This is a genomic window from Myroides marinus (genome assembly GCF_900109075.1).
GTDB classification, from domain to species: Bacteria; Bacteroidota; Bacteroidia; order Flavobacteriales; family Flavobacteriaceae; genus Flavobacterium; species Flavobacterium marinum_A.
Genome location: NZ_FNYS01000030.1, coordinates 1 through 24,293 on the forward strand (window position 1 = coordinate 1; position 24,293 = coordinate 24,293).

A 24,293-nucleotide genomic window follows, 5' to 3' on the forward strand; every position below is an offset into this window, starting at 1 on the left:
TAAAAAACAAGGCGAAGAACTGTCCACTTTCACACTGGAATACACTGTTCACTTTCACACCGGAATAGGCTGTTCACTTTCAGTGGAATATTCACCTAGAATATTCTCTGGATTATTTTTCATTAGATTTTCATTTATTGAGTGTAAGTAGTCTTCTATATAAATACGTGCTCTTGTATTGATATTTAAATGTTCTGTTTTTAGGACACTTTCAATATGATGAGCTATCTGTGAATATGAATAAACAATATATTCATTGTTCTTCTTAGGTAATTTCCCATTTGGTGTTAAGAAAACTAGAAAGTGATTTGATATATGTGGGTAAACAGACTTTAAATGTTTAGTATATTTAGTTAATTGATCTGAATGTTCATCGCTATCGATTTTGTTTTCAACTGCAATTATCATATTATCAAATTCAATAAAAATATCAATGTCATTTTCAGTTTCCCTTTTTATCCATTTAAACTTAGCTTGATTTAATAGGTCTTTATCTTTTACTATATCTGAAAGAAAGAGACTTAAAAAAATATTTCCTAAACAATGTTTTTCATTTGGATCTAATAACCAAGCTAGAAAAGTGGAATGTCTTATTTCATATCTGTCTAATTTAAGAACATTAAACAGGTTCGGTTCTTTGAGATCATTAACTAATTTTTGAAAATATGAATCTGATTCTAATTGTTTTAGTTTGTCTATCATAATAGTTTATATTTAAAATTCAACTGCTCAGCTAGCAATTGTATATTTTCTTTCCTTTTTAATGGCTCTATCCAATGCTTAGGAATACTCTCAAATCCATATAAAATACCTGCCAAGGCTCCTGTAATTGCTCCATTTGTATCAGTGTCTTTACCTAAGGACATAACTTTTAAAATAGCTTCTTCATAACTATTTGTAGTAAGTATAGTTTGAAGAGCAATTTCTAAACTTCCCACTACAAATCCTCTATTATTAAATTCACTTGGATCAATCTCTTTAAAATTTGGAGAGAAGATACGTTTAAAGTATTCATTTTCCTGATATGTAGAAGCCAAGTCATTTATAAGGCTTTCATATGCTAGACGTACATCTTTAGTTAAAACAAGATGTTTGGCATAGATAAGATAGATATAACAGCTATCTATAGCTATTTTATGTGCATGAGTTAAACTACTAAAGTTACTAATATAGCTGTAAGGATATGTAATGTTCTTGTCATATAAGAGCGGAAAGAGTAAAGGAGATATACGCATTAAAGAACCATTTCCATTGTCGCGTTCTGTATTGAGTCCTGCCGTTCTCCAATTATAATCATTTGCAAAATTTTCAATAGCAAATAAAGTTGTTCTTCCAATATCAAAAGTGTCTCCATCAGCAGTCCAATAACCTTCTTTCATCCAATCTTTAAAACGATCCATTAAATCATTTAAATCACTTTCTTCAGAGACTAAATATTCTGCTGTACAAAAAGTTAGAGAAGAATCATCACTAAAGGTTCCAACAGGTTTATGCCAAGAACCAAACCCAATTAATCTATTAGGTTCATTTTGATAATTAGTTTTAACAGATTCTATATCTATTTCATTTGGATACTTAAATTCGATAGGAACTCCTAAAGCATCAGCTACTGCTACACCGAATAGGATATCTTGTGCTAAGTGGGACATTTTATACTTGTTTTTAAAGATTGCCTCTCAAAATTAAATCATATAAATGGCATCCCAAACTCTTAAGAAAGGATTCTTTGTTTTTTATAAGTAAACTCTCTCAAAGATAAACCAAGGCTATAAATGTTAGTAATAAATACAAAGAATTAAACTTTATAACAAAATTTCCTTGTATCTATTTATTTTTCCATCTCTAATAACCTTTATACCTTTCTCTTTTTCAATGTTCCTAAGAACATTTGATATCTCTCCACTTTTAAGTGAAATATCTATTAGCTCTTTTTCTAGTAATTCTTTCTTTATATCAGCTACAGTTTTTGGGGTATTAAAAAAATTCTCTGATATTAAGTTCTTTATCTTCATTGTCAACTTTATCGCTTTAGATCTTGTTTCTGTCAGCTTTCTTTTAGGTGCTAAATCAATTTTCACATCTAATAATGATTGTAATGATAATTCTACTGTAACAGCATAAAGGAAATAAAAGTCCATATTGGTAGTTTTTCCATTTTCTATCTTTATAATAGAGCTTTTAGATATCTTAGTCATATATACAATATCTCCTTGTGTATAACCTAACTCTTCTCTTTTTTTCTTTAGTTTTTGTCCAATCTCTAATTTGTATGACATAAAGTTTATATTTTTAATAAATACAAAAAGTGTTTATTTTAAAACTTTTTGTGTTTATTGATTATTTGTTTATATTTGTATCTAATAATAGACTGATTAAGCTATACGCTTAACAAACGATGTTATCTCGCGCCGTGAAGTCCTAAATTTGCTTGCGAGAGTAACCGTGCAGTCGCTCCATGCAAAAAAGTTTCATACTTTTGTCTTTGCATGTGAGCGGTACTCACGTATACTTTCAAAAGCATTGAGTTAAACTCAAAAGGGCTTAGGACCCCTTCGGCTTGAAAGTATGCAACCGCTCCTTGCTTTTTTACAAGGTTTGATCTATCATACTTAAACATCGTTCATATAATTTATGTGAGCGATTTTTTGTTTTTACACTAAAAGCAATTGTCTCTCTCATTAATAGTAGTAGAACAGGGATTGCCCTATTTTATACTACTATTACCTTTACATAGTAGATAACTTTTAAGTTACTTAGGTTTTTTTCTTTTTTGATTCGCACTCTAAAAGTAAATCCTTTCTTACAGTTCTCCAAAAGTAAAGGTCATAAGATGTGATAGTCTGGTATGTATATACTGGACTATCCAAGGAACTAAAGCAAAAGAAATAATTATTCTTTGCTTAAAAATACAACAGACCTTTATGTATGCTGTCTCCCAAACAAGCTCTAAAAGGTTTAAAAAAACAAGGTTATATTGTTTTACATTCTATCATAGAAGATTAACAATACCTCTTCCTTAATGGACTTATCGAATGTTCTATTCGAGATTTTTTCAATTATTACATTTTATTACAAACAACAAAAATTAGTAACTAAACTCACATTTAGCTTATGATTAAACTTTAGTTTAACTAAATCTTATCGATGTAGATTAATTTGATATTAACACTTTAATGTTAAATGGCTACCCTATTACTTATTTAGTTAGAATAAACACACATTTTACGCAATGTCTAAGATAGTTTTTTAGATGCGTACAGGACTCCTATTGCCTATTAATTTGAAACGTATTGTTATCAATATATTCATTTTTAAGTCAATAGAGCAAATTGATTAGTTAGTAACTAAAAAGCTATGAAGAGAATTTATTCACTGTTCTATTTATTAATCACACATTAAAACTATTACACTATGGAGAAAAACGCTCACTACTTAGTTTATTCTAAGTTGGTTAATGTAGAATTAAACTATTAGTGAGCACTTAAACACACAACACAAAATATGGCTTAAAGGGATTTTAAGACATATAAAAGTCCATGACTATCTCCTTGCTCTATATCGCATTTTGGGAGACATGCTTTAGAGTAAAGGAGATGGTTTTAAAATTCAATTAATTAACCCCTTGATATAACAGACTTATCTAAGTACTACGGCAATAATAATCTTAATGATTTAAAGCTCTCTTATATCACTTCAATTATAAATATTATGAAAACTCAAATTTTAACCAATTATGGTTACAGGATAACTATGCTATTAAGTTTCTTAATCTGTTATCCAAACTATGCCGTATCAAATAATCATTACTTGTTTTTTACAATGCCAAATGCCTTACCTGATAATAAGCAAAAGATTAAATTAACTGGAATTGTAAAAGACAGTCAAGGTGTTCTTGGTGGTGTACACATATCTACCAGTGACAATAAAGTTGTAGCAACTGATTTAAACGGAAAATATACTATTGAGATAAGCGCAGGTGATAAAATTACTTTTTCAATGATAGGGTATAAACAGCAGACTATTACTTATTCAGATTATCACGGTTCTGTCTTAAATATTACTCTTTTAGAAGATAGCAGTACACTAGATGAAATTGTGGTTAACGCAGGATATTACAGCGTTAAAGACCGTGAGCGTACAGGAAGTATTGCCCGTGTAACTGCAAAAGATATTGAATTTCAACCTGTGGTTAATCCATTGCAGGCTATACAAGGAAGAGTTGCAGGGGTTGACATAACCCAAAGTAGTGGTGTTGCAGGAGGCGGAATGAATATAGAAATACGAGGGCGTAACTTTTTAGATAGTTCTAATTCTGGTAGAAACAACCCAATGTATATTATTGATGGAGTACCTTTTTTATCTAATGCAATGGGTAGAACAAACGGAAGTTTAGGAGTACAAATGTTTGAAAATGGAATTTCACCTTTAAATACAATACCACCATCGGATATAGAAAATATCGAAATTTTAAAGGATGCTGATGCAACAGCTATATATGGTTCCCGTGGAGCTAATGGTGTTGTACTTATCACTACTAAAAAAGGAAAATCAGATAAAACACAATTTACTTTTTCCTCTTCCATTGCTTTTAGCAAAGTAGCAAAATTCATGGATATGATGAATACTCAGCAATATATTCAAATGCGTGAAGAAGCTTTTAAAAATAGTGGTATTACAACATATCCAGTTAATGCTTATGATATTAATGGGACATGGGATAGAAATAGATATACCGATTGGCAAAAAGAATTCATTGGAGATACTGCAATTGACCAAAACATCGCTTTAGGTATTCAAGGAGGAAATGAGTATACAAGCTATAATATGAATCTTTCTCGCAATGAAAGCACTACAGTGTTTCCAACTGATAATGGATATAAGAGAAATGCTTTACTATTAAATTTCAATCACAGAAGTAAAGACAATAAATTAATAATCAATACCTCTACCTCTTATGCTGCACAATCAAATAATCTTCCAATTATTGATCTTACTCGTCAATCACTAAAATTAGCACCTAACGCACCAGCGTTATATGCTGAGGATGGCAGTCTTAACTGGGAAAATGGCACTTTTAATAATCCTTTAGCTCAACTAAATCAAACTTATGAAAACAAAACACAATCACTTGTTTTAAATACAAATCTCTCATATAACATTTTACCTAATTTGTTTCTTAAAACAAATGCAGGAATTACTAACACAGATTTTGAAGAGTGGAAAATCACACCACATACTATTTACAATCCAGCTGAAGGATACACAAGTGAAATGTCCAATACCAGTAAGGCAAATACTTCTTTTAAATCTTATATAGTTGAACCTCAATTGCAATATACTAAAGAAATAGACAAACATGCTTTTGATGTACTTGTTGGTTCAACTTATCAAAGTAATACATTTGATGGAAGTTATATTAGAGGAGTTGGTTTTTCATCAAATACTTTGATTAAAAACATTGGAGCTGCTAAAGAAAAATACATTGGTAGCACATCGAATTCAGAGTATAAATACATTGCTCTGTTTACAAGGCTAAATTACAAGTATGACAATAAGTACATTGTCAATCTTACAGCAAGACGAGACGGTTCAAGTAGGTTTGCCAAAGAAAACAAGTTTGGAAACTTTGGTGCAATTGGTCTGGCATGGATATTCTCAGAAGAATCATTTTTAGAGAATGCATCATGGCTTTCTTTTGGGAAATTTAGAACAAGTTATGGTGTGATAGGTAGTGATAATATTGGGGACTATGCTTATATAGACACCTATACAATTACTTCAAGTAGATACAATAATGAAACAGGTTTATCACCTACCTCTTTATATAATCCAGGTTATAAATGGGAGAAAACAACCAAATTTGAAGCTGCTTTAGAGCTGAGTTTTATAAATAATAGATTCAATACTACCATCGCTTTTTATAATAATCGTTCAACAGATCAGTTAATTGGACTTAGTTTACCAAGTACTACTGGATTTCATTCAATTGTTACCAATTCTCCTGCTGTGGTAGATAATAGAGGATGGGAATTTACCTTAAATACAAATATCATCGCTACACAAGATTGGAGGTGGTCTACTAACTTTAATATCTCACTTCCAAAAAATAAACTAATCTCGTATCCTGGATTAGATGAAGGAACACAAAGTAGCTATTACGTTATAGGTGAGCCTTTAAATATTGTTAAACTCTATCAATACAATGGTTTAAATCCACAAACAGGATTGTATGAATTTACAGATTTTAATAAGGATGGTAAAATAGATATTAATGACAAAACTCTTGTCAAAAGTTTAAATCCAGTATTCTATGGAGGATTACAAAATACAATCACATGCAAAGATTTTACACTAGATTTTCTATTCTATTTTAAGAAGCAAGATAATTACAACTTAAATAAAAATCATGTTATACCAGGTGGAGCTATAAATAATTTACCTGTAGATTTTGTTAATAGATGGAATCCAAACAATACACAAGCAACATATATTGGAGCTTCTTTTAATAATGCAACAGCTCGTAATAATGCTCTTCCATTTGTAGATAGTGATGCTACAATTAGTGATGCTTCTTACATCCGATTAAAGAATATATCAATTGCTTATACCCTAACGTTACCAAAAGCGAAAAACACGTCCTTAAAAGTATATATGCAAGGACAAAACCTTTGGACAATTACTTCATATAAAGGCATGGATCCAGAATTTACAAATTATGGATATTTACCTCCACTTCGTACTTATTCTTTTGGAATGCAATTAACTTTTTAACCCTTATGACTATGAAAACAATAAATAAATCAAGATTGTTGATACAATCTATTTTAGTCGTTTTTTTTGTAATTCTCTTTTATTCTTGTGAGAGCTTAATTGACGTTGATTTACCAAATGATAGAATAAGCCAAGAAGAAGTATTCAAAGATATAAATACAACAAAATCAGCTTTAAACTCCATTTATATTAATCTTAGAAACAATCCTTTCTTCTCTAAAGATGTTTCGGGAATCAATTTTAGAATGAGTCTGTTTACTGACGAATTAGATTTTGTAGGTACCTCAGTAGAATACTTCCATCAAAATAGTATTGAACCTAATGATAGTGAAATAACCAAATGGTGGAATAATGCTTATCAGAATATCTATGCGATTAATCTTTTTATAAATAAACTTAGCCAGTCACCTTCTATAGACACACTAAGTAAAAATCAATTATTAGGTGAAGCCTATACCTTAAGAGCGTTGTACTATCAAAATATTGTCCAGCTCTATGGAGCTATTCCCTATACAACTTCAACTGATTATAAGGATAACACCACCATTGGAAAGACATCCGAGAACCAAGTACTCTTAAAAATAGAAGAAGATCTTTTAAAAGCCATCGAGCTGTTAACCTACCAGTATAGAAGTACTGACAGGTATTATGTCAATAAAGCTGTAGCAGAACTTCTTTTAGCTGAAAATTACTTGCTTCAGAAAAAAGATGAGTTAGCTGAGCTTTATAGTCAAAAAGTGGTTGACAATAGTCTCTATCAAATTGAACCTGATCTCTCTAAAACATTTAAAAAAACAGCCAAAAGTACATTGTGGCAATTATCACTTGAACAAAATACAACTGTGACACCTGAAGCAAGCCTTTATGTGTTTACTGCTCTTGGTGGTTTTACCTCTACTATTAGCGATAAACTAATGGGATTACTTGATGCTAACGATTTAAGAAAAACAAACTGGATTACAGAAGTTAAAATAGGGAATCAAATCTATTACGGTGTGTATAAGTACAAGAATAAGACAGGTAATACCGATGAGAATTCTATTTTTTATAGAGTTGAACACGCTTATTTTATATTGGCAGAAAGCTTACTAAAACAGGAGAAAAATGTTCAGTCTATAGAGATTATTAATAAAATCAGACGCAAAAGAGGATTAGATGATTTACCTCTTAATTTAAGCAAAGAACAGATTGAACAAAACTTGCTACAAGAGTCTTTTAAAGAGTTTTTTACTGAATCTGTTCATCGGTTTTATACTTTAAAAAGATGGGATAAATTAAGTGAACTAACTTTAACAAAACCCAATTGGCAAGATCGTTATAAACAACTTCCTATTCCAGAAACTCAATTGCTTTTAAACAGAAACTTACATCCACAAAATACTGGATATTAAACTAATTTGACATGAAAACACATTATACAACAATCTACACTTCTATTTTTCCTTTTTTATTGATTGGAATATTGCTTGCTGCTTGTAAATCTAATACGCATACCACTAGAAGAGTTACAGACAATAACGAAAATATAGTTATTCAAGGCAGAGTTTTAGTTCAAGGAACTGACTCTGTTCCTTTGGGATTAACCACTATAAATATTAAAAACAAGTGGATTTGGAAAGATGAATCACAAAAAGCTTATGGAGAAAACAAAAGGGTATTTGTAGATAAAAAAGGGTATTATAAAATTACCATAGAAAAGGGAGATACACTAATGGCTATTCCCAATCACATTATTTATGGAAGGGATGTAAGCAAGTACACTTTTGCAAATTTGGACAAAAGTCAAACTATTGATATTGAAGTAAAAAAAGATGAAGCGGGCTATCAGAATTTGATTAATAGCAATGAAGTATTAAAGTCAAATATTGAAAATCTCATCAAAAATGTTGATCCTGAACAATTAGTATCAGTTAGAGGAACAATTAAAAGTAAGAAAACAAATCAGCCACTTAAAAACATGGATATTAGTTCTGCTTTTAACAACAATGTAATGGGAATTGGAACGTATCATTTAACTGATCAGTTTGGGAATTTTGATTTAAAAGTACCTAAAGGGAACCTTTGTAGTATACAAGCTTTATCTGCTGATGCAATACGTTTTACTGCTTATAATGATACAATTATTAATTTGTATTTGTAATTATGAGAACATATTTGATATATAAATTGATTTTAATTTTCGTGGGATTACTGTCTTCTAATTCTTTGGTAGCAAGTAGTTATAGTGAGGGAATCGTAATTGATTCCCTTGGTTATACCATCCGTCCATTTTTAATTAGCCCAGATGGAAACTGGGTAATAGCAAGTAAAACCTATGGGTATAATAATAGAGCAGATACTATATTCTATATCAACACTAAAACCAAACAGAAAAGAATTGTAAATGATCTTTCCACCTTACAAGCCAACTTGTTGTACAATGATTTAATACTTGAGAAAAAAAATCAATACTTAAGTGTGATTAATTTAGAAACAAATCAATCTGTTTTTAAAGCTGATGGCATCAAACAATTCGCTTCCAAGGCCTTTGACAACAAGAATTTACTAATTACACTATCCTCTAATGCAGTTTTAAATCTTGTACAATTGGATAAAGATGGAGAAAAAAACAAAATAATATTCAATGATAATCAAGTAGTTGAGTTCTTAGTCAATGAGAATAAAACAAAGCTAATCTATCAAAAGAAAGATTGCAATACATCTTATGTTTTGGACTTAGAATCTTTTAAAGTAGCTGAAATTGACTATTCGGGGGATTTACTATCTCCTTATTGGAATGTCACTCAGGATAAAATGGCTATTCTTGAGAAAGAAAATATCATATATCTGTTGGATCTTGAGAAAAAACAAGTAGATACCATTCAACTTAGTAAGAAGCCTTTGGAGCGATTTGAGTTGTCTTTTTATTCCAATGATGATCTATTTATTAAATACAATATAAAAACAGATGAGAAGCTTGAAGAAAGTGAATATTTGGATATATGGAATGGGAATACTCGATTTTTACATCCAAGTTCTTTTAAAGAAAAATTTGTACTTCAATACAAGGCTTTTATCTATCAATCTAAAACAAAGACATTGAAAGAGTTGGAAAGAAAAAGAGAGAGTGATTCGGATTTTATAAATCTTCCCAATCATATGTTATCATACAATCCTTTTACTTACCAAGATTTTAGTGCTTCTTATACTCAAATACAGTTTGATGTACTAAATACATCTAATAGTCATATTGTACAATCAATTAAGACTAATAATTCAAAGAATATTATTGCTTCTTTATGTGGAAAGTATATGATTTATCCTATTGACAAGGATAAATCAAAATGGGAAATACTAGAGCTCGTTACCAATAAAACCACAATGATAAACTGTGATGCATCAACGGTTGATGTACCTATATGGTCAACCAATTCTGAATATGTTTTTCTTGTAGTGAACAATACATTAACTCGTTTAAACTTATCCACGAAAAAACAAGTAAGCCTTCTAAGTTTTACTGGGAAAACTTCTTTGATTTTTGCTAATAAAACTAAGCACAACAATGATATAAATGCAACAATCAATACTGAATTTCCAATTATAGTTGCAGTTAAAAACAGCTCAAATACTTTGATTTACAGTATTGATAATACTCGTACTAAATTGCTGATTGATGCAAAAGAAAATGACCTATCACGAGGATTAACATATTTACCCAACTTAATTAGCAAAGACCTAAAAACTATTGTTTTTACACAAGAGAATTACAATGTACCTGTTTCATTAAAGGTGCTTAATAACGGCAAAATAACCACTCTTTTGGAAAGTGATATTCCACAAGAGCTTTATAGTAATAGAAAAAAACAAACCATTAGTTTTAAAACTAAAACGGGAAGAGAATTAAAAGGAACGCTTTATTATCCAAAAAACTTTAATAAAGAGCTAAAGTATCCTATGATTGTTTATACTTACGCTGAAGATGATACAGATAGTAAACAATTTCTTTTGTCCTCAATGATAAATTCTACGGGCTTTAATATTCCACTTTTAAACGACAATGGATATTTTGTATTTTATGTTCAGTCGTATGTTTCTCAGCAGGGGCCTGGAATAGGAGCACTTGAATCAATTAAAAATAGTGTAAAGATTATTAGTGAAAAAGAGTCTGCAATTGATACTTTAAAGCTTGGTTTGATAGGTCATTCTTTCGGAGGATACAAAGCCAGTTTTATCGCTACTCAAACAAATATGTTCTCAGCCATTATCAGTGGAGGAGCACCTCATGATGTAATTGGTGGTACAATGTATCGGTATAATACCTACAGAAATAAACTTGATTGGTTTATGGTAGAGAGTGGACAACTGGGATTTAAACAGAGTTATGCAGAGAATCCTGAAAAGTATTTGGCTAATTCTCCTCTATTATATGCTCATAAAGTAAAAACACCTATTCTTTTATGGACAGGGCTAAAAGATGAAAATGCACATTGGGAAAACACTCGTAAAATGTATGTTGCTTTAAAAAGGTATAAAGTACCAACGATTGCTCTATTTTACAAAAATGTTGAACATGACGTTATGCCTAATCAGAAAGTTGAAAACAAAGACCTAACACTTAGAGTGATGGATTGGTTTGAGTATTTCTTAAAAGATAATAAAAGTATTCAGTGGATTAATAAAGGAATTGATTATGATAATTACTCATGGAATCAATTAGATACTTTTTAATAAGAGAATAAAACAAGGGGACGATGTCCCCTTGCTCTGTAATCAGTAAAATTACATGATTAAACGAAGAGGTTTATATTCAGCTACAGAAGAATCCCATCCATAGATTTGATGAGTCTCTGAGTTAATATCTTCTTCGTACAAAGGGCCAAATCCTTCAAATGAACAATCTCTCTTTACTATTTGCGTTGCTTTTTTAAATACAGCTCCGTCTAAATAATATAGATCCCCTCCATAAGGAGTTGCAGTCTCTTCTGATATTTCAATTTTATTATCAGCTTTATTACTAGCATTCATTGTGAATGCACCTAAACTTAGCATTGCAACAACAGCAAATGGCATAAGTAGGTTTTTTATAAATTGTTTCATAATGTTATTGTTTTTGAAATTATATAACAAACCTCGTGTTCGTTATAAAAATGGTCGTCTTTTAAAGTTAATCAATGTCTTTTATTTACCATAGTCGATTTATGTAGCTACCCTAAATCGAACTTTTCTATCCCTACTATACGTGTACAAAGTATAGTATTACAGCTTCAACTAAAAAAATATAATCATGAAAAAATTCTTATGAGGTAAACTTACAACTCTTTATAATTCAAAACAATACGTGTTTTCCGCATATTTTCATAGTATAATTAATTCTTCATTTAAGTAGTAGAGTATTATTTTTTATTAATAATAGCACAAAGTTAGGCAATGCCAAGCGGTTCGCTAGCAAGAAATTCCCCCATAAATGCTTGACTAAAGTCTTCGCTTTATTGCGTTGCTTCTTGCGCTCGCTAAGCCATTACCAATTGTGGCTCCATAATTAATTTAAAAATTTAATAGTATGGAAACTACAGTTTTAAACAAAGAATGGCTTATCGCCTCAGAAGTAGAATTAATTTACAAATCAAAAGTAAAGGCTTCACAGAGACCTCAGATTACATCTTCTTATAGTGCATATCAAATAGCATTAAAAGCTTGGGATAGTAATAAGATTGAATTATTAGAACAGTTTAAAGTACTTATGCTTTCAAACAACAACAAAGTACTTGGAGTATTACAAGCTTCCTCAGGAGGGATAACAGGTACTATAGTAGATTTAAGAATCATCTTCTCTGCTCTTTTAAAAGCGAATGCTACAGCATTTTTGATTGTACATAATCATCCATCAGGAAAATTAGCTCCAAGTGATGCTGATAGACAAATTACAAGAAAGATTAAAGAAGCAAGTAAGATACTTGATATTACGCTTTTAGATCATTTAATTATAACAGCAGAGAGTTACTACTCTTTTGCAGATGAAGGCACCTTATAGGTGCCTTTGTAATGTTGAGTGTATTTTTACTAGTTTATATAATAAACTTAACTTTTGGAGGCTCATTAAAACCTTTGTCACTTATTTTTAAAACAGCATTGAAATAAAATTTACTTAACGCGCTTTGAGGTAAATTTTTGATTCTTGTGTATTTTGCAATTATTCTATTTTCAGATAAAGATCTTTCCCCATAATTTCTAGTATTAGATACTACGGTATTCATGGCATGTTTTTTTGTGATGTTTTTCTCAGTATAAAAGCGTAATGCATTTGTTGTTGCAGAATAAATTAATGCATATATCTGGGATACTGAATAATTTTCCAATAATGAGTTAAAACTAGATTTAGTTATATCACCTGAAATAAAATCCATTTTAAATACATTACTAATATTCTGTTGTAAATACTCAATACATTCATTAATAGCGATTTCTTTCCAAAATTTCATTAAATCATCAATATCTTCTTTTAAATCGATATTAGGATAGAGTAAAGAATTAATTATTTCTTCTTCTTCTATATTTGAAATATTTACTTTCCACGATACTTTAAAAGGATTAAAACTATATTTTTCTTGTTCTTCGTCTATAAGATTAAAGAACTCCAAATTATCTTCGTGTAATAAAATTATTCCCTGTCTAAATAGGCTTTCAATAATCTCTTTAGAATAAATTTCTGTAGGTGCAAAAGGAGACGAAAATGTATCTAGAGGCCTTATATAATTCTCATTTTCAATAAATCCTTCTCTTATTAGAGTCCCTAAATATACTTTCTCTATTAAAGTTAACTCATCTATATCTAATGCTTGATTATAGTTAACTTTATTTCTAACAAACTGCTTTTTCTTTGTAATTTCTTGTTCTTTTAAAATTTCTCTTTTCTCTATACAATAATCACACATACAATTTCTGTTTTCAGGACTGTGTTGGCAGTTTGGACAAAAAATAAAAGTATTATCTCTCCAAGACTGATTACGTACTTTCTTATAAGAAATATAATTCTCTTTACAATAATCACAACTACTGTCATGGACATCAGGTGGAAACAATTTAACCAATTCAGACGCAGTTAAATTAAATCTATATTCAGTTTTAAGGTCAATCAATTTGTCCCCTCTATAATATTTTTCCATTAGTTCTATTAACTCATCTTCTTTAAAACTCATTTCTTATTTTTTTATATATGTAGCAAGTTAAATATTTTATTCTTGTTCTAGTATTAGAATATTACTTTTATTAATTACGATATTTTTAAGTTCTCTTTATGCCTTAAAACAAAAATAAGTTTAAGAATCAAGCTAAGGGACAGCCATATCATTTATGGGATTAGATATCAATCAGTTTTAATGAAATGCTTAAAAGATAGGCTTGTTTTTTTCATTGAAGCTCGTAGTTATCTGTTGTTCGAACTCGTTGAAATGATGCTCTAGTAGATTATAGAGATAAGCATAGATAGTCAATTTATCATCCGCAATGACCTGAACAATACGAGAAAGGATTTTGTGATGTTCTGGATCTATGTAAACTGACTTTCCATGACGTGCGGTGCTTTTGACATCTTTAAAAAAAAGTTCTTCATACTCCACTACTTTACACTCTTTAGTAGAGTCCTGTTCTTTTTTTACACGCTTTTGCTTCTTTGGTATCTCTTTAGTTTCTTCTTGCTCATCTCTTACACCAGGAGCATTGAGTTCAGCCTCTGTAAACCCATTAGGTCTTAGTCCATCAACCATTAGTGCCATCATCGCTTCTTCATCAATTCTCTGTTTCTTTTTAAATTCATCATCCATAATTTCTAGTTTTTTATCTGTTTATAATTCTGTTCATTTATCTATGTTGTTAGTTAAATGTTATTCTGTCCTTTTAGTTATAACTCCTTTGTTTCAAACATCAAACTGTATAAAGGTTTTATCACCAATCTATTTGTGCGTTTAATCGTTGGGAGCTCTGTAAAGTCGTAGCTACGATTTTACGATTGTCTAACCAAAGCATTGATTGCTTTGACAAATAACTAGAAATACAGATAAACAATAGATAAAAAGGTATTTAGGTGTTGTACTTGGCGTTAACTGATATGTTTATACACAGTGTTTACATTAGAAAAAACATATTGCAAATACGTTGAAAAAGTTACCACAAAGGTAACAGCAAGTTATGTTTTGAGGCACTCGAAATAAGATTCGAGCTTTCAAAACTACTTGCTCTTGCAGAGGGCTGGAAAACTACTCCGAAGTCGCTAGTTTTTTGTTGAAAGAATAGATAGACTAAAAATATTGAGGGGTTTATGCTAATATTTGATTTGCATTTGTGTATGTTTAGTATTTTATGATTTTGAACTTTCTAAAGGATAGTATCAAAGTGTAGACTTCCCCATTTAGTAAAGATCTTCTTTGTTTTGAAAAACTTGAACACTTTAGGTATTATTCTGATATTGATGAAAAAGAAAAAAGCGAATAAGTAAACGTTGGTGATATTAAAGAGGGGTAACAAATGCATTTATAGATTATTATTAACCGAAAAAATATAACTAATAGAATAAAGCTTAGTTCTAAGAATAATTCAAGGGGTAAAAACGAAGTGCATTCTGCTAAGTTTGGACAGTTTGCTCTTGCTTTTAAAGAGAATAGTGAAAGGCTTTTTGATGATATGTTTGACTATCAAAAAGAGCTTAAAGATAGGCTAATGTATTCTGTTTCTATGAATAACGGAAGTGTAGAAGAAAAAAAATCACATTTTTTATAGCAAATGAAGAATAGTTTAAATCATATTAATAATAGTAAATACTTGTATATACTAGAAAATCTTTCTACAGATAATAATGAATTTGTAAGTCAAGTACTTTGCATTAAGTTTATGAACTTATTGAATAGTTACATAAATATAGGAGGCAATTTATATGAATAGAAAAAAGTACAATTAAGAATAAAACAAGAAGGTTATGAATGTTAATCAGTGAAAAACATCATTTTGTCATCACATATATTGTTGCTTCATAAATAAATTTATATGTGTAAATTTTATAGAGTAAGCAGTTTACAAGATTCATAGGATAAAGTCTCTTAAAACAGCTTACTCTTCTGTGTTATAAAGTGGTCTAGCTTTAATTTAAAAACAATGACCACAATTGTTTCTCACTTGAGGAAGGAACCTCTTCTGTAGAACTAGCTTGCCTATGATAAAATTTATTATTTAATTTAAATGGATCGTCTTTTGATGCTATTTTTATAATAATTATAGATTTGTCTTCATAAGTGAATAAATCAATATTTTTTAATATTTGCGTTTTATAATATTCAGGTTGAATATCTTGAGATTTAATATAATCTTTTATTTTCAACATATAATCGTCCACGGTTAGTGATTTAGCTTTTACTTCATCTTCTATTCCAACGATATAAAAATTTTCTTTTTTCTTAAAAGTAGAGTTATAAAATCTTTTATGTGCATTTGCTAAATTCTCATTATCCGCAATACCTAAAACTATATATCCAACAGCATTTTTCCCCTGATTAACAAAAGCACCTAATGTTTCCACTATTTTTGGTATTATATGCTTATTTTGTTTGTCCATTTGAAAAATTCCTTGCTTAAAATCATAAGATGTATTTTCTGCTTTTGCAGACGCAAGTAAAGATTCTAATTTTATAATTCCATTACTTAATGTAGGATCTGCTTCTTCTCTTTTTACAAAATTTTTCTCAATCACACCAACAATCGAATCTATACATCTTTGTCTTGATGATCGATGTCTAATATTATCAATATGAGGTAAAATTAAAGTATCGCCAATTCCCGAAAGTTTCTTATTTAAATTTTTATAATTATTTATTTTCATTTCACGTTTAACTAATAATTCATAAAAAGCAAGGAAAACAACCTGGTAGGCATAATTTAAATATTTACTATCTTTTTTAAATAAAAGTTTTTGAAAATTATCACTTCCTTCATTAAGTACACTATTAATCTCAGAAAAAATAGTTTCAAATAAACTAATTAAAAAAGCTTCACCACCTTTTTTTGATATTAATCTATCTGTATCAATATTGTCATCCTCATCACTTAGTCCATAAGCTCTATCAAGAGAAGTTGAAGATATATTTATTTCGTTATCCATTAATATAGCAAGAATTAAATGAGCTATCAATTCTTCATCTCTTGATGCTCTAATATTAATCTCTGTTAATATATTTTGCTTATACCAGAAAATATCACGTAAATCTATACCATATTTCATCCCTCTATTATTTATGCTAATATTTCGCATATTCCCTAGAAGTATTTTATCAGATGGAGAAACATCCTTACGAATATTTTCTGCAAGCGTCCTAACTATATTATTGAAGGACGATAAAGATCCAGCTTGTCTCAATTCATGACTAGCTAAAGTTTTCCCATATGAATTAATCCTTCTAAATATTTCTTCAATCTCTTTTTCACTATCATAAGTAGTAACTGAAAAAGGGATTTGATACGTAGTCACTTTCAAACATTCATCAATTGTCATTACAGGAGTTTTTTGAGTTAACCTTCTTTCATCTTTCAGTTTTTTGGTAAGAGCAAAAGTTTCAAGATTAAAATACTTTCCATCTAAATAAATTTCATTTTCTATAAAAGAGATTATTGAATTCAAACGTTGCATACCATCGATTATTTCATAGACACTATTGTCTTTATACTTTGTAATAGCACTTAGAATTAGAGGAATTGGCAATGATTTATACAAGCTATCTATAAATTTTTCTTTTTCTTCTATAGTCCAAACTAATTTGCGTTGATATTTTCTATTAACTAAAAGCATTTTCTTTCGATATAATGTGTATACCGACTCAACAGTTTCTGGTTTGATGTCAAGTTTTGTAATAAGTGCCATAATATTATGTGTTATATTAATATTCAGTTAAAATACGGTAATATAATTAGAAAAAACAATAGTGAGTTTAAAAAGTTATTTTGAATATATATTATATTTTTGTAATAAAAGTAGTTTTATGACATGGTAGATATAAATAAAAGAAAAGAGGCATTAAGACTTATAAAAAAGTTGTATAATATGGGTGAAAACTGTTTGTATATCCATTATTCAAGTTATAGTTACGAACAAGGAATACCACGAATAACTTCAATTAGTGTCAAATTTTTTTCTGGGCAAACAAAAACTTTTTCAATAAATAAAGAAGCTGTATTAAGTAATATTACGGATATTACAAAAAACTTAGATCAATTAGAAAAAGCATTGATAACTAAATTTATTAGTTTTAGTGAAAAACACCAAGGATACAACTGGATTCATTGGAATATGCGTAATGAAAAATTTGGGTTTAACGTTATCGAAAATAGAGCTTTTTCTTTAAAAGTATCTAATAAGTATAAAATTCCTGTTGAGAGAAGATTTGATTTAGCAATTTTATTAAAAAATATTTATAGTGAGAAGTATGCTAGTCATCCTCGTTTAGAAAATCTTGCGATAATGAATAAAATGGATGGAAAAATTGGTAATCTATGGAAAACAGGTAAAGAAGAAGCTAATTTAGCATTAAATTTTGAATTTAAAGACATTGAAAATTCAAATATTGAAAAAGTTGATTTCATTGAAGAAATTCATCAAAGAACTGCAGAAAATAAGTTAAAAAACAAAGCAAAAATTACTGATATCTATTCTTTTTTAAATCCTCATTCTATAGTGTATTTTTTGCAAAATAATTGGATTGGATATTTTATAACATTGATTTTAGGTGGTATAATTGGAGCTGTTATCTCTCTTTTATTTGCCTCTTGAGACTTTATGTTTTTTTTTAGTATCTTTAAAAAGATTAGAACTAATCATAGTTTAAAACTTTCGGAATAAGGTGCTCACTATACTTCAAAAAAGCGAACATCTCTATTTATAAAGCATACGAAGTAAAAGAGGCTAACCCTCTTTCTCCGCGAAGAAAACCGATAACGAGAGTTATCGGTTTTTTTTATGCGCAAAAGTTGTTGAGAGTTTTACTCTCAGAACAACGTTGAGCATAAAAAAACGGAATATCGAAAGCAATGAGATATTGTTTTTCTTTGTGTCTATTAACTCCACATGGGATCTCTTATCCCTAGGCTATTAAAAGAACATTATACTTAAACACAATGAGATGTTATTTTTATTTGTACCTATTCTTTCACAGAAAACTCCATTCATTATTTTAAATTTACCTATAGTGATTAATTCAGAAAAGATAGAATACAGTATCTTTATGTGATTTCAGAGAAAGAAAGTAAATAGTTACTCTTGTAAGTTCTCTTAAAATAATATACCCTAAAACCTTTTTTAAACATCAGAATTTTTATAATAAATGAAAAATGGATATTTCGGTTCGATTTGTGCCAGTGATTTCGGAGTACTTGTGCCACCCATTTCGGTCAAACTGTGCCAGTGATTCTGTTTCTAATGGTGCCAGTTTCCGGTTTGATTTGTGCCACTTAAAATAACTCTTCTAGTTATTTCGGTTCAAACCGTGCCACTTTGGAAAGTTAATTACATCTATCTTGTTGTTTTCAAAACGATAAGATATGGCTAATAAACTTGATCCAATGGACTTAAAACAAATTATTACCTTGCATTTAGATGGTTGTAGCAATCGAAAAATAGCTGCTACACTAAGTATTTCACGCAATACAGTTAATACCTATATGCAACTCTTTGCTGCCAGTGAGTATTCACTTGAGCAGCTCTTATCGTTTGAAACACTGCAATTATCAGAGCTTTTTTCTAGTTTTACCACTGTTGATACCCAGCGTCATAATGCGTTGATGTTGTACTTTGAAATAGTTAATAAAGCTCGTAATCATCCCGGTTTTACCTTTCTCTATCACTATAGTCAATATGCTGAAACTGCAGAAAATCCCTATAGTTATACTCAGTTTATGGAACACTATAATCGCAAGTATAAACAAGAAAAAGGTTCAATGAAGTTAGAGCATGAACCTGGCAAAGAAATGTACATAGACTTTGCAGGTAAAAAGCTTTCGTATGTAGATAAACTTACAGGAGAAATAATACCTGTAGAAGTTTTTGTGGCTATCCTTCCCAACAGTCAATACACCTATGTTCAAGCATGTGGTAGTCAAAAGAAAGAAGATTTAATCCAGTGTTGTATCAACGCCTTACACTTTTATGGAGGTGTTCCTCTGGCTATTGTGTCTGATAATCTAAAATCAGCTGTATCTCGTTCTAGTAAATATGAAGCTCAGATTAATCGAAGCTTTAAAGACTTTGCCTCCCATTATAATTGCGTTGTAAATCCAACAAGAGCCTATTCTCCCCAAGATAAAGCCCTTGTGGAGAACGCGGTTAATTTAGTGTATCAGAGAATCTATTATCCTATTAAAGAGATGACCTTCTTTTCATTAGAGGAGCTAAACCAAGAAATACAAACAAGATTAACTCATTACAATCGGCTGCTTTTTCAGCGTAAAGAAGCAAGTCGCGTAGAACTGTTCCAGTCTGTAGAAAGGCAATATTTAAAAACTCTGCCATCTTCTAACTATCAAATCAAAGATTATAAAAGAGCTAAAGTACAAAAGATAGGTTATGTGTATTTTTCACCTGACAAAAGCTATTACAGTGTTCCTTACCGTTATATAGGTCATCATACTACGATTCATTACACCAATACCACAGTTGAAGTTTATTACAATCATATACGCATAGCTCTGCATAAACGAAATTCTGCCAAGGGATCATATAACACAACGAAAGATCATCTATCAAGTGCACATCAATACTACACTAGTTGGAGTCCAGAATTCTTTAAAAAGCAAGCGCAACTTCATGGCGAGAATGTAGTGAAATGTATAGAGAGAATACTTGATAATGTTGAATATCCTGAAATAGGGTATAAACGAGTTATGGGAGTAATACAGCTACATAAAAGCTATGGTTCAGATAGATTAGAAAAGGCCTGTGAACTTGCTTTAAAAGAGAATATAGCAACTTATACTCACATTAAAAACATCCTTCATCACAAGATGGATCTCAATCAAGAAACAATACAACAACTTGGTGCAGATACTCCTCATATCCCTTCACATACCAATATTAGAGGTGCTTCTTCTTATCAATAAATTTTAATAATTAATTATATGGATAACAATCAGACTATCGAAAAACTAAAAGCAATGCGATTAAGCGACATGGCTTCATTACACAACAGACACATGAAAGACAACACAGTCACATCTTTTACCATAGATGAATATATTGCTTTATTAACAGACCATGAGTATGAAAACAGACAGAATAGAAAAGTAGAAAGATTAATTAAACAAGCTAATTTTAGGCAAAATGCTAGTATAGCTGATATTAATTATACCCATAATAGAGATCTTGACAAAAATGCTTTTAATAGGCTAACGACCTTAGATTTTATACTGAAAAAACAGAATATTATTTTAACTGGAGCCAGTGGAGTTGGTAAAAGTTATCTTGCTCAAGCCTTAGGACATCAAGCTTGTCTTATGGAATATAAAGTACTTTACTTTAATACAGCCAATCTATTTAACCTGCTAAAATCAAGTAAAATAGATGGAACTTATCAAAGAGAAATCAAGAAAGTACTTAAATGTGACTTGCTTATTTTAGATGACTTTGGACTACAACCTTTTGATAATCTGATTAGAGAAGCGCTTTTTGATATCGTCGATCAAAGGTATAATCAAGCTTCTATTATTTTATCCTCACAAATACCTGTAGCTGCTTGGTATCCTTTAATCGGGGAAAATACTATTGCAGATGCGGTTCTTGATCGAATCGTCAACTCTTCTCATAGAATAGATCTTAATGGAGAATCAATGAGGAAGACAAACTTTTAGCGTTTGAAATAACTTTTTTTGTATTATTGTATAACTTTTTAAAGTGGCACCATTTGACCGAAATAGGTGGCACGGTCTGACCGAAATAACCAAAAAATGTAGAAATATGAGAGTTTATTTTATATACGTATTGTTTATTTTAGTCTTTTTATCTTGTAAAAGAAGGGATTTTCAAAGGGAATTTAATTTTATAGTATCAGAAGATTTAGTCATAGATACTTCACACAGTATCTCTGTAGGACATAGAGCTATTGTGTCATATGATAGTATTAAATTATTTGACAGTCAGGATTTAGTTACTAAATTCAAATATAGTGTTACAGAAGATGGTATCTTTCTTATCAAAGAAAGAACCTCTAATTTATTGTATTCTTTTAAAGATAGTACAGATATTGTTAGACCTGGTGAGTTGACACAATTTTTTTATGAAAGTGTAAAACTTGTCGATAAAAGAGAGTATCAGTTAAAGAATGAAAAAAGAGTAATATATCATTTTGTTGAAAGTGGGTTTGATGAAACTTTGGATAGTTATTACATGTATGGAGAAGGTTTTATTTGTTTTTATAAATATGCAGACAATAGTTTTATATACTTGAATTCGCCCAAAGCTCTTGAAATAAGCTCTGTTTTTTTAAATGATAGTACTTTTTTTGCGATGTTAAAGATGAGAAATATTGATAAGCAAATGGGGCGTCAATTTGAATGAGATTGTATCTAAAATAAATGACTTAGTTTAAGTAATGAAAGTAGCGATAAAAGTTATAATATACATATTTATCATAAGCATATTATATATTGGAGTATCTATAGCGGTAAGTAAAAATCAGAAATTCGTAATTTACTTTTTTGTAAAGAATGATAATATATCTATAGCAAAGGAGAATCACATTTTTGTAAAAGAAATTGACTCTTTAGTAATAGATAATAAGCAGTGGATTATATTTCAGAGTAAATTTTGTTTTTATAAAAGTTATGGTTTTCTTGAATTATTTAAGCATAAGGTATGTCCTGAAGAGCTATCTTGGGTTAAAATAGAGTTACTTGAAGAGAACAATCATGATAATAGACGTAATTACTATGTATCGTATAATAAAATGAAGAAAACATCATTATTTAATGATTATAATGGCTGTATAAGTAAGGAGGGTGAGGTGTTGATTATAGATATATATGATAGTGAAGAAAAACTTATAAAAAGTAGCTCCTTTTTAGTAAAAGGTAAATAATTGAAAATCTTTACTCAAAAAATTATTGAGATCCATATATTAAAAGTAAAATAAGAAGAACTACCTTTGCTCCATGAATAAAGCAGAGATACTTAAAAATTTAAATATTGAGGCGTTAAACGAAATGCAAACTAAAGCATTTAACGCTGCTCAGAAGAACCCTAATGTTGTTCTTCTTTCACCAACAGGATCAGGAAAGACTGTAGCATTCTTAATGCCATTATTAGAACGTCTTGACCCGAACGTAAAAGGAGTACAGGCTGTGATATTAGTTCCTACTAGAGAATTAGCCTTACAGATAGAGACTGTTTTTAAGAAGATGGGTACAGCATTTAAGATTAATGCTTGTTATGGAGGACACTCTACTAAGATAGAATATAACAATTTCAGAACCCCACCAGCGGTATTAGTCGGTACACCAGGACGTGTTGCTTTTCATATAGAAGAAGGATCTTTTCTAACAGATACAGTTACAAGTTATGTAGTTGATGAGTTTGACAAAGCTTTAGAAATGGGCTTTCAATCTGATATGGATTACATTATCAATTCATTTGAACATCTTGCTTTTAGAATGTTGACATCAGCTACGGCATTAAAGAAAATACCTGAGTTTACAGGATTAGAGAATCCAGAGCGCATTCACTTTTTAAAGTCAACAGACGTACAACCTGATCTTACATTTAGCCAAGTAGTTTCTACCACAGAGGAGAAATTAGAGACAGTTATTAAGTTAATAGGAAAGATTGGTAAGGATACGATACTTATCTTCTGTAATCACCGAGATGCGGTATCGCGTATTAGTGAGACATTGACTAAGAGAGGAGTAGCGAACAGTGCTTTTCACGGAGGATTATTACAAGAAGATCGAGAGCGTGCTATTATGAAGTTTAGAAATAAGAGTGCACATATCTTAATTGCTACAGATTTAGCAGCGAGAGGACTTGATATACCAGAAATAGGCCATGTGATACACTATCAAATTCCAGAGAAGGAAGATGCGTTTATTCACCGTAACGGACGTACAGCACGTATGAAAGCTAAAGGAAAGGCTTATGTTATGGTAACTAATGAAGAACTGTATGATTTCATTAATCCAGATATGCCTATTGAAGACCTTAATGGAAATTACCAAATAGATAATAAGACTGATTTCAAAACAGTCTATATCAGTGCAGGTAAGAAAGACAAAGTTAACAAAGGAGATATCGTAGGATATTTAATTAAAACAGGAGGTCTGACTAAAGAAGATATTGGAGTAATAGATGTAAGAGATACACAGGCCTTCGTAGCAGTGAATACGAAGAAAGTTAAAGCACTTTTAACTGCTCTTGTAGATACGAGATTAAAGAATAAAAAAGTAAAGATAGAGATAGCTAGAGACTAGTTCTCTTTTAATTATAAAAAAGCTTTGATGCATTTAGATGTATCGAAGCTTTTTTTATA

Annotated in this window: 19 protein-coding genes; 12 read left to right on the forward strand and 7 right to left on the reverse strand. The window is 30.1% G+C overall.

Going from position 1 to position 24,293, the window contains the following annotated elements:
• Positions 1-54: 54 nt before the first annotated feature.
• The 3 genes from BMX53_RS17650 to BMX53_RS17660 form a co-directional block, all read right to left on the reverse strand.
• The gene (locus BMX53_RS17650) at positions 55-702 is read right to left on the reverse strand and encodes a PDDEXK-like family protein (RefSeq protein WP_074748160.1); all 648 of its coding nucleotides are present in this window, start codon (positions 700-702) and stop codon (positions 55-57) included.
• On the reverse strand, positions 699-1,649 hold the full coding sequence (locus BMX53_RS17655; RefSeq protein ID WP_074748163.1) for an ADP-ribosylglycohydrolase family protein: 951 nt from the start codon (positions 1,647-1,649) through the stop codon (positions 699-701). The genes BMX53_RS17650 and BMX53_RS17655 overlap by 4 nt, the downstream gene beginning before the upstream one ends.
• A gap of 153 nt (positions 1,650-1,802) precedes the next feature.
• Complete coding sequence (locus tag BMX53_RS17660) at positions 1,803-2,276, reverse strand: helix-turn-helix domain-containing protein (protein WP_074748166.1); 474 nt, start codon at positions 2,274-2,276, stop codon at positions 1,803-1,805.
• A gap of 1,432 nt (positions 2,277-3,708) precedes the next feature.
• Between BMX53_RS17660 and BMX53_RS17670 the strand changes: the two genes are divergently transcribed.
• The 4 genes from BMX53_RS17670 to BMX53_RS17685 are packed head-to-tail and all read left to right on the forward strand — an operon-like array spanning position 3,709 to position 11,478.
• Positions 3,709-6,771 (forward strand): SusC/RagA family TonB-linked outer membrane protein, encoded by a 3,063-nt coding sequence (locus tag BMX53_RS17670; protein ID WP_074748172.1) that lies wholly within the window; start codon positions 3,709-3,711, stop codon positions 6,769-6,771.
• A gap of 11 nt (positions 6,772-6,782) precedes the next feature.
• Positions 6,783-8,162, forward strand: a complete 1,380-nt coding sequence (locus BMX53_RS17675) for a RagB/SusD family nutrient uptake outer membrane protein (protein ID WP_074748175.1) — start codon at positions 6,783-6,785, stop codon at positions 8,160-8,162.
• 11 nt (positions 8,163-8,173) lie between these two features.
• A complete protein-coding gene (locus tag BMX53_RS17680) occupies positions 8,174-8,911 on the forward strand; it encodes a hypothetical protein (RefSeq protein WP_074748178.1) in 738 nt (245 codons plus the stop codon).
• Between the two features lie 2 nt (positions 8,912-8,913).
• Positions 8,914-11,478, forward strand: a complete 2,565-nt coding sequence (locus tag BMX53_RS17685) for an alpha/beta hydrolase family protein (RefSeq protein WP_074748181.1) — start codon at positions 8,914-8,916, stop codon at positions 11,476-11,478.
• A 51-nt stretch (positions 11,479-11,529) separates the two neighbouring features.
• On the opposite strand, the gene BMX53_RS17690 is transcribed toward BMX53_RS17685, so the two are convergent.
• Positions 11,530-11,847 carry a hypothetical protein gene (locus BMX53_RS17690; protein WP_074748183.1) on the reverse strand — a complete coding sequence of 106 codons (318 nt, stop codon included), beginning with the start codon at positions 11,845-11,847 and terminating at the stop codon, positions 11,530-11,532.
• Between the two features lie 463 nt (positions 11,848-12,310).
• On the opposite strand from BMX53_RS17690, the gene BMX53_RS17695 reads away from it, so the two are divergent.
• Entirely contained in the window at positions 12,311-12,781 is a 471-nt protein-coding gene (locus tag BMX53_RS17695; protein ID WP_074748185.1) for a JAB domain-containing protein, read from the forward strand.
• Positions 12,782-12,815: 34 nt separating this feature from the next.
• Here the strand turns inward: BMX53_RS17695 and BMX53_RS17700 are convergent, their stop codons facing one another.
• A complete protein-coding gene (locus tag BMX53_RS17700; RefSeq protein WP_074748187.1) occupies positions 12,816-13,946 on the reverse strand; it encodes a hypothetical protein in 1,131 nt (376 codons plus the stop codon).
• Between the two features lie 189 nt (positions 13,947-14,135).
• Entirely contained in the window at positions 14,136-14,570 is a 435-nt protein-coding gene (locus BMX53_RS17705; RefSeq protein WP_074748189.1) for a DUF3408 domain-containing protein, read from the reverse strand.
• A 745-nt stretch (positions 14,571-15,315) separates the two neighbouring features.
• Here BMX53_RS17705 and BMX53_RS19345 point away from each other — a divergent pair.
• The gene (locus BMX53_RS19345) at positions 15,316-15,522 is read left to right on the forward strand and encodes a DUF5712 family protein (RefSeq protein WP_244154542.1); all 207 of its coding nucleotides are present in this window, start codon (positions 15,316-15,318) and stop codon (positions 15,520-15,522) included.
• A 358-nt stretch (positions 15,523-15,880) separates the two neighbouring features.
• Here BMX53_RS19345 and BMX53_RS17710 read toward each other — a convergent pair whose 3' ends face one another.
• The gene (locus BMX53_RS17710) at positions 15,881-17,650 is read right to left on the reverse strand and encodes a DUF262 domain-containing protein (RefSeq protein ID WP_074748191.1); all 1,770 of its coding nucleotides are present in this window, start codon (positions 17,648-17,650) and stop codon (positions 15,881-15,883) included.
• A 123-nt stretch (positions 17,651-17,773) separates the two neighbouring features.
• Here BMX53_RS17710 and BMX53_RS17715 point away from each other — a divergent pair, with 123 nt between their 5' ends.
• From BMX53_RS17715 to BMX53_RS17740, 6 genes are all read left to right on the forward strand, one after another.
• The gene (locus tag BMX53_RS17715) at positions 17,774-18,556 is read left to right on the forward strand and encodes a hypothetical protein (RefSeq protein ID WP_074748193.1); all 783 of its coding nucleotides are present in this window, start codon (positions 17,774-17,776) and stop codon (positions 18,554-18,556) included.
• Between the two features lie 767 nt (positions 18,557-19,323).
• A complete protein-coding gene (gene istA, locus BMX53_RS17720; RefSeq protein ID WP_074748195.1) occupies positions 19,324-20,877 on the forward strand; it encodes an IS21 family transposase in 1,554 nt (517 codons plus the stop codon).
• Positions 20,878-20,895: 18 nt separating this feature from the next.
• On the forward strand, positions 20,896-21,624 hold the full coding sequence (istB, locus tag BMX53_RS17725; protein WP_074748197.1) for an IS21-like element helper ATPase IstB: 729 nt from the start codon (positions 20,896-20,898) through the stop codon (positions 21,622-21,624).
• A 106-nt stretch (positions 21,625-21,730) separates the two neighbouring features.
• Complete coding sequence (locus BMX53_RS17730; protein ID WP_063175057.1) at positions 21,731-22,330, forward strand: hypothetical protein; 600 nt, start codon at positions 21,731-21,733, stop codon at positions 22,328-22,330.
• A gap of 34 nt (positions 22,331-22,364) precedes the next feature.
• The gene (locus tag BMX53_RS17735) at positions 22,365-22,850 is read left to right on the forward strand and encodes a hypothetical protein (RefSeq protein ID WP_063175058.1); all 486 of its coding nucleotides are present in this window, start codon (positions 22,365-22,367) and stop codon (positions 22,848-22,850) included.
• Between the two features lie 73 nt (positions 22,851-22,923).
• Positions 22,924-24,234, forward strand: a complete 1,311-nt coding sequence (locus tag BMX53_RS17740) for a DEAD/DEAH box helicase (RefSeq protein ID WP_063175059.1) — start codon at positions 22,924-22,926, stop codon at positions 24,232-24,234.
• Positions 24,235-24,293 lie beyond the last annotated feature (59 nt).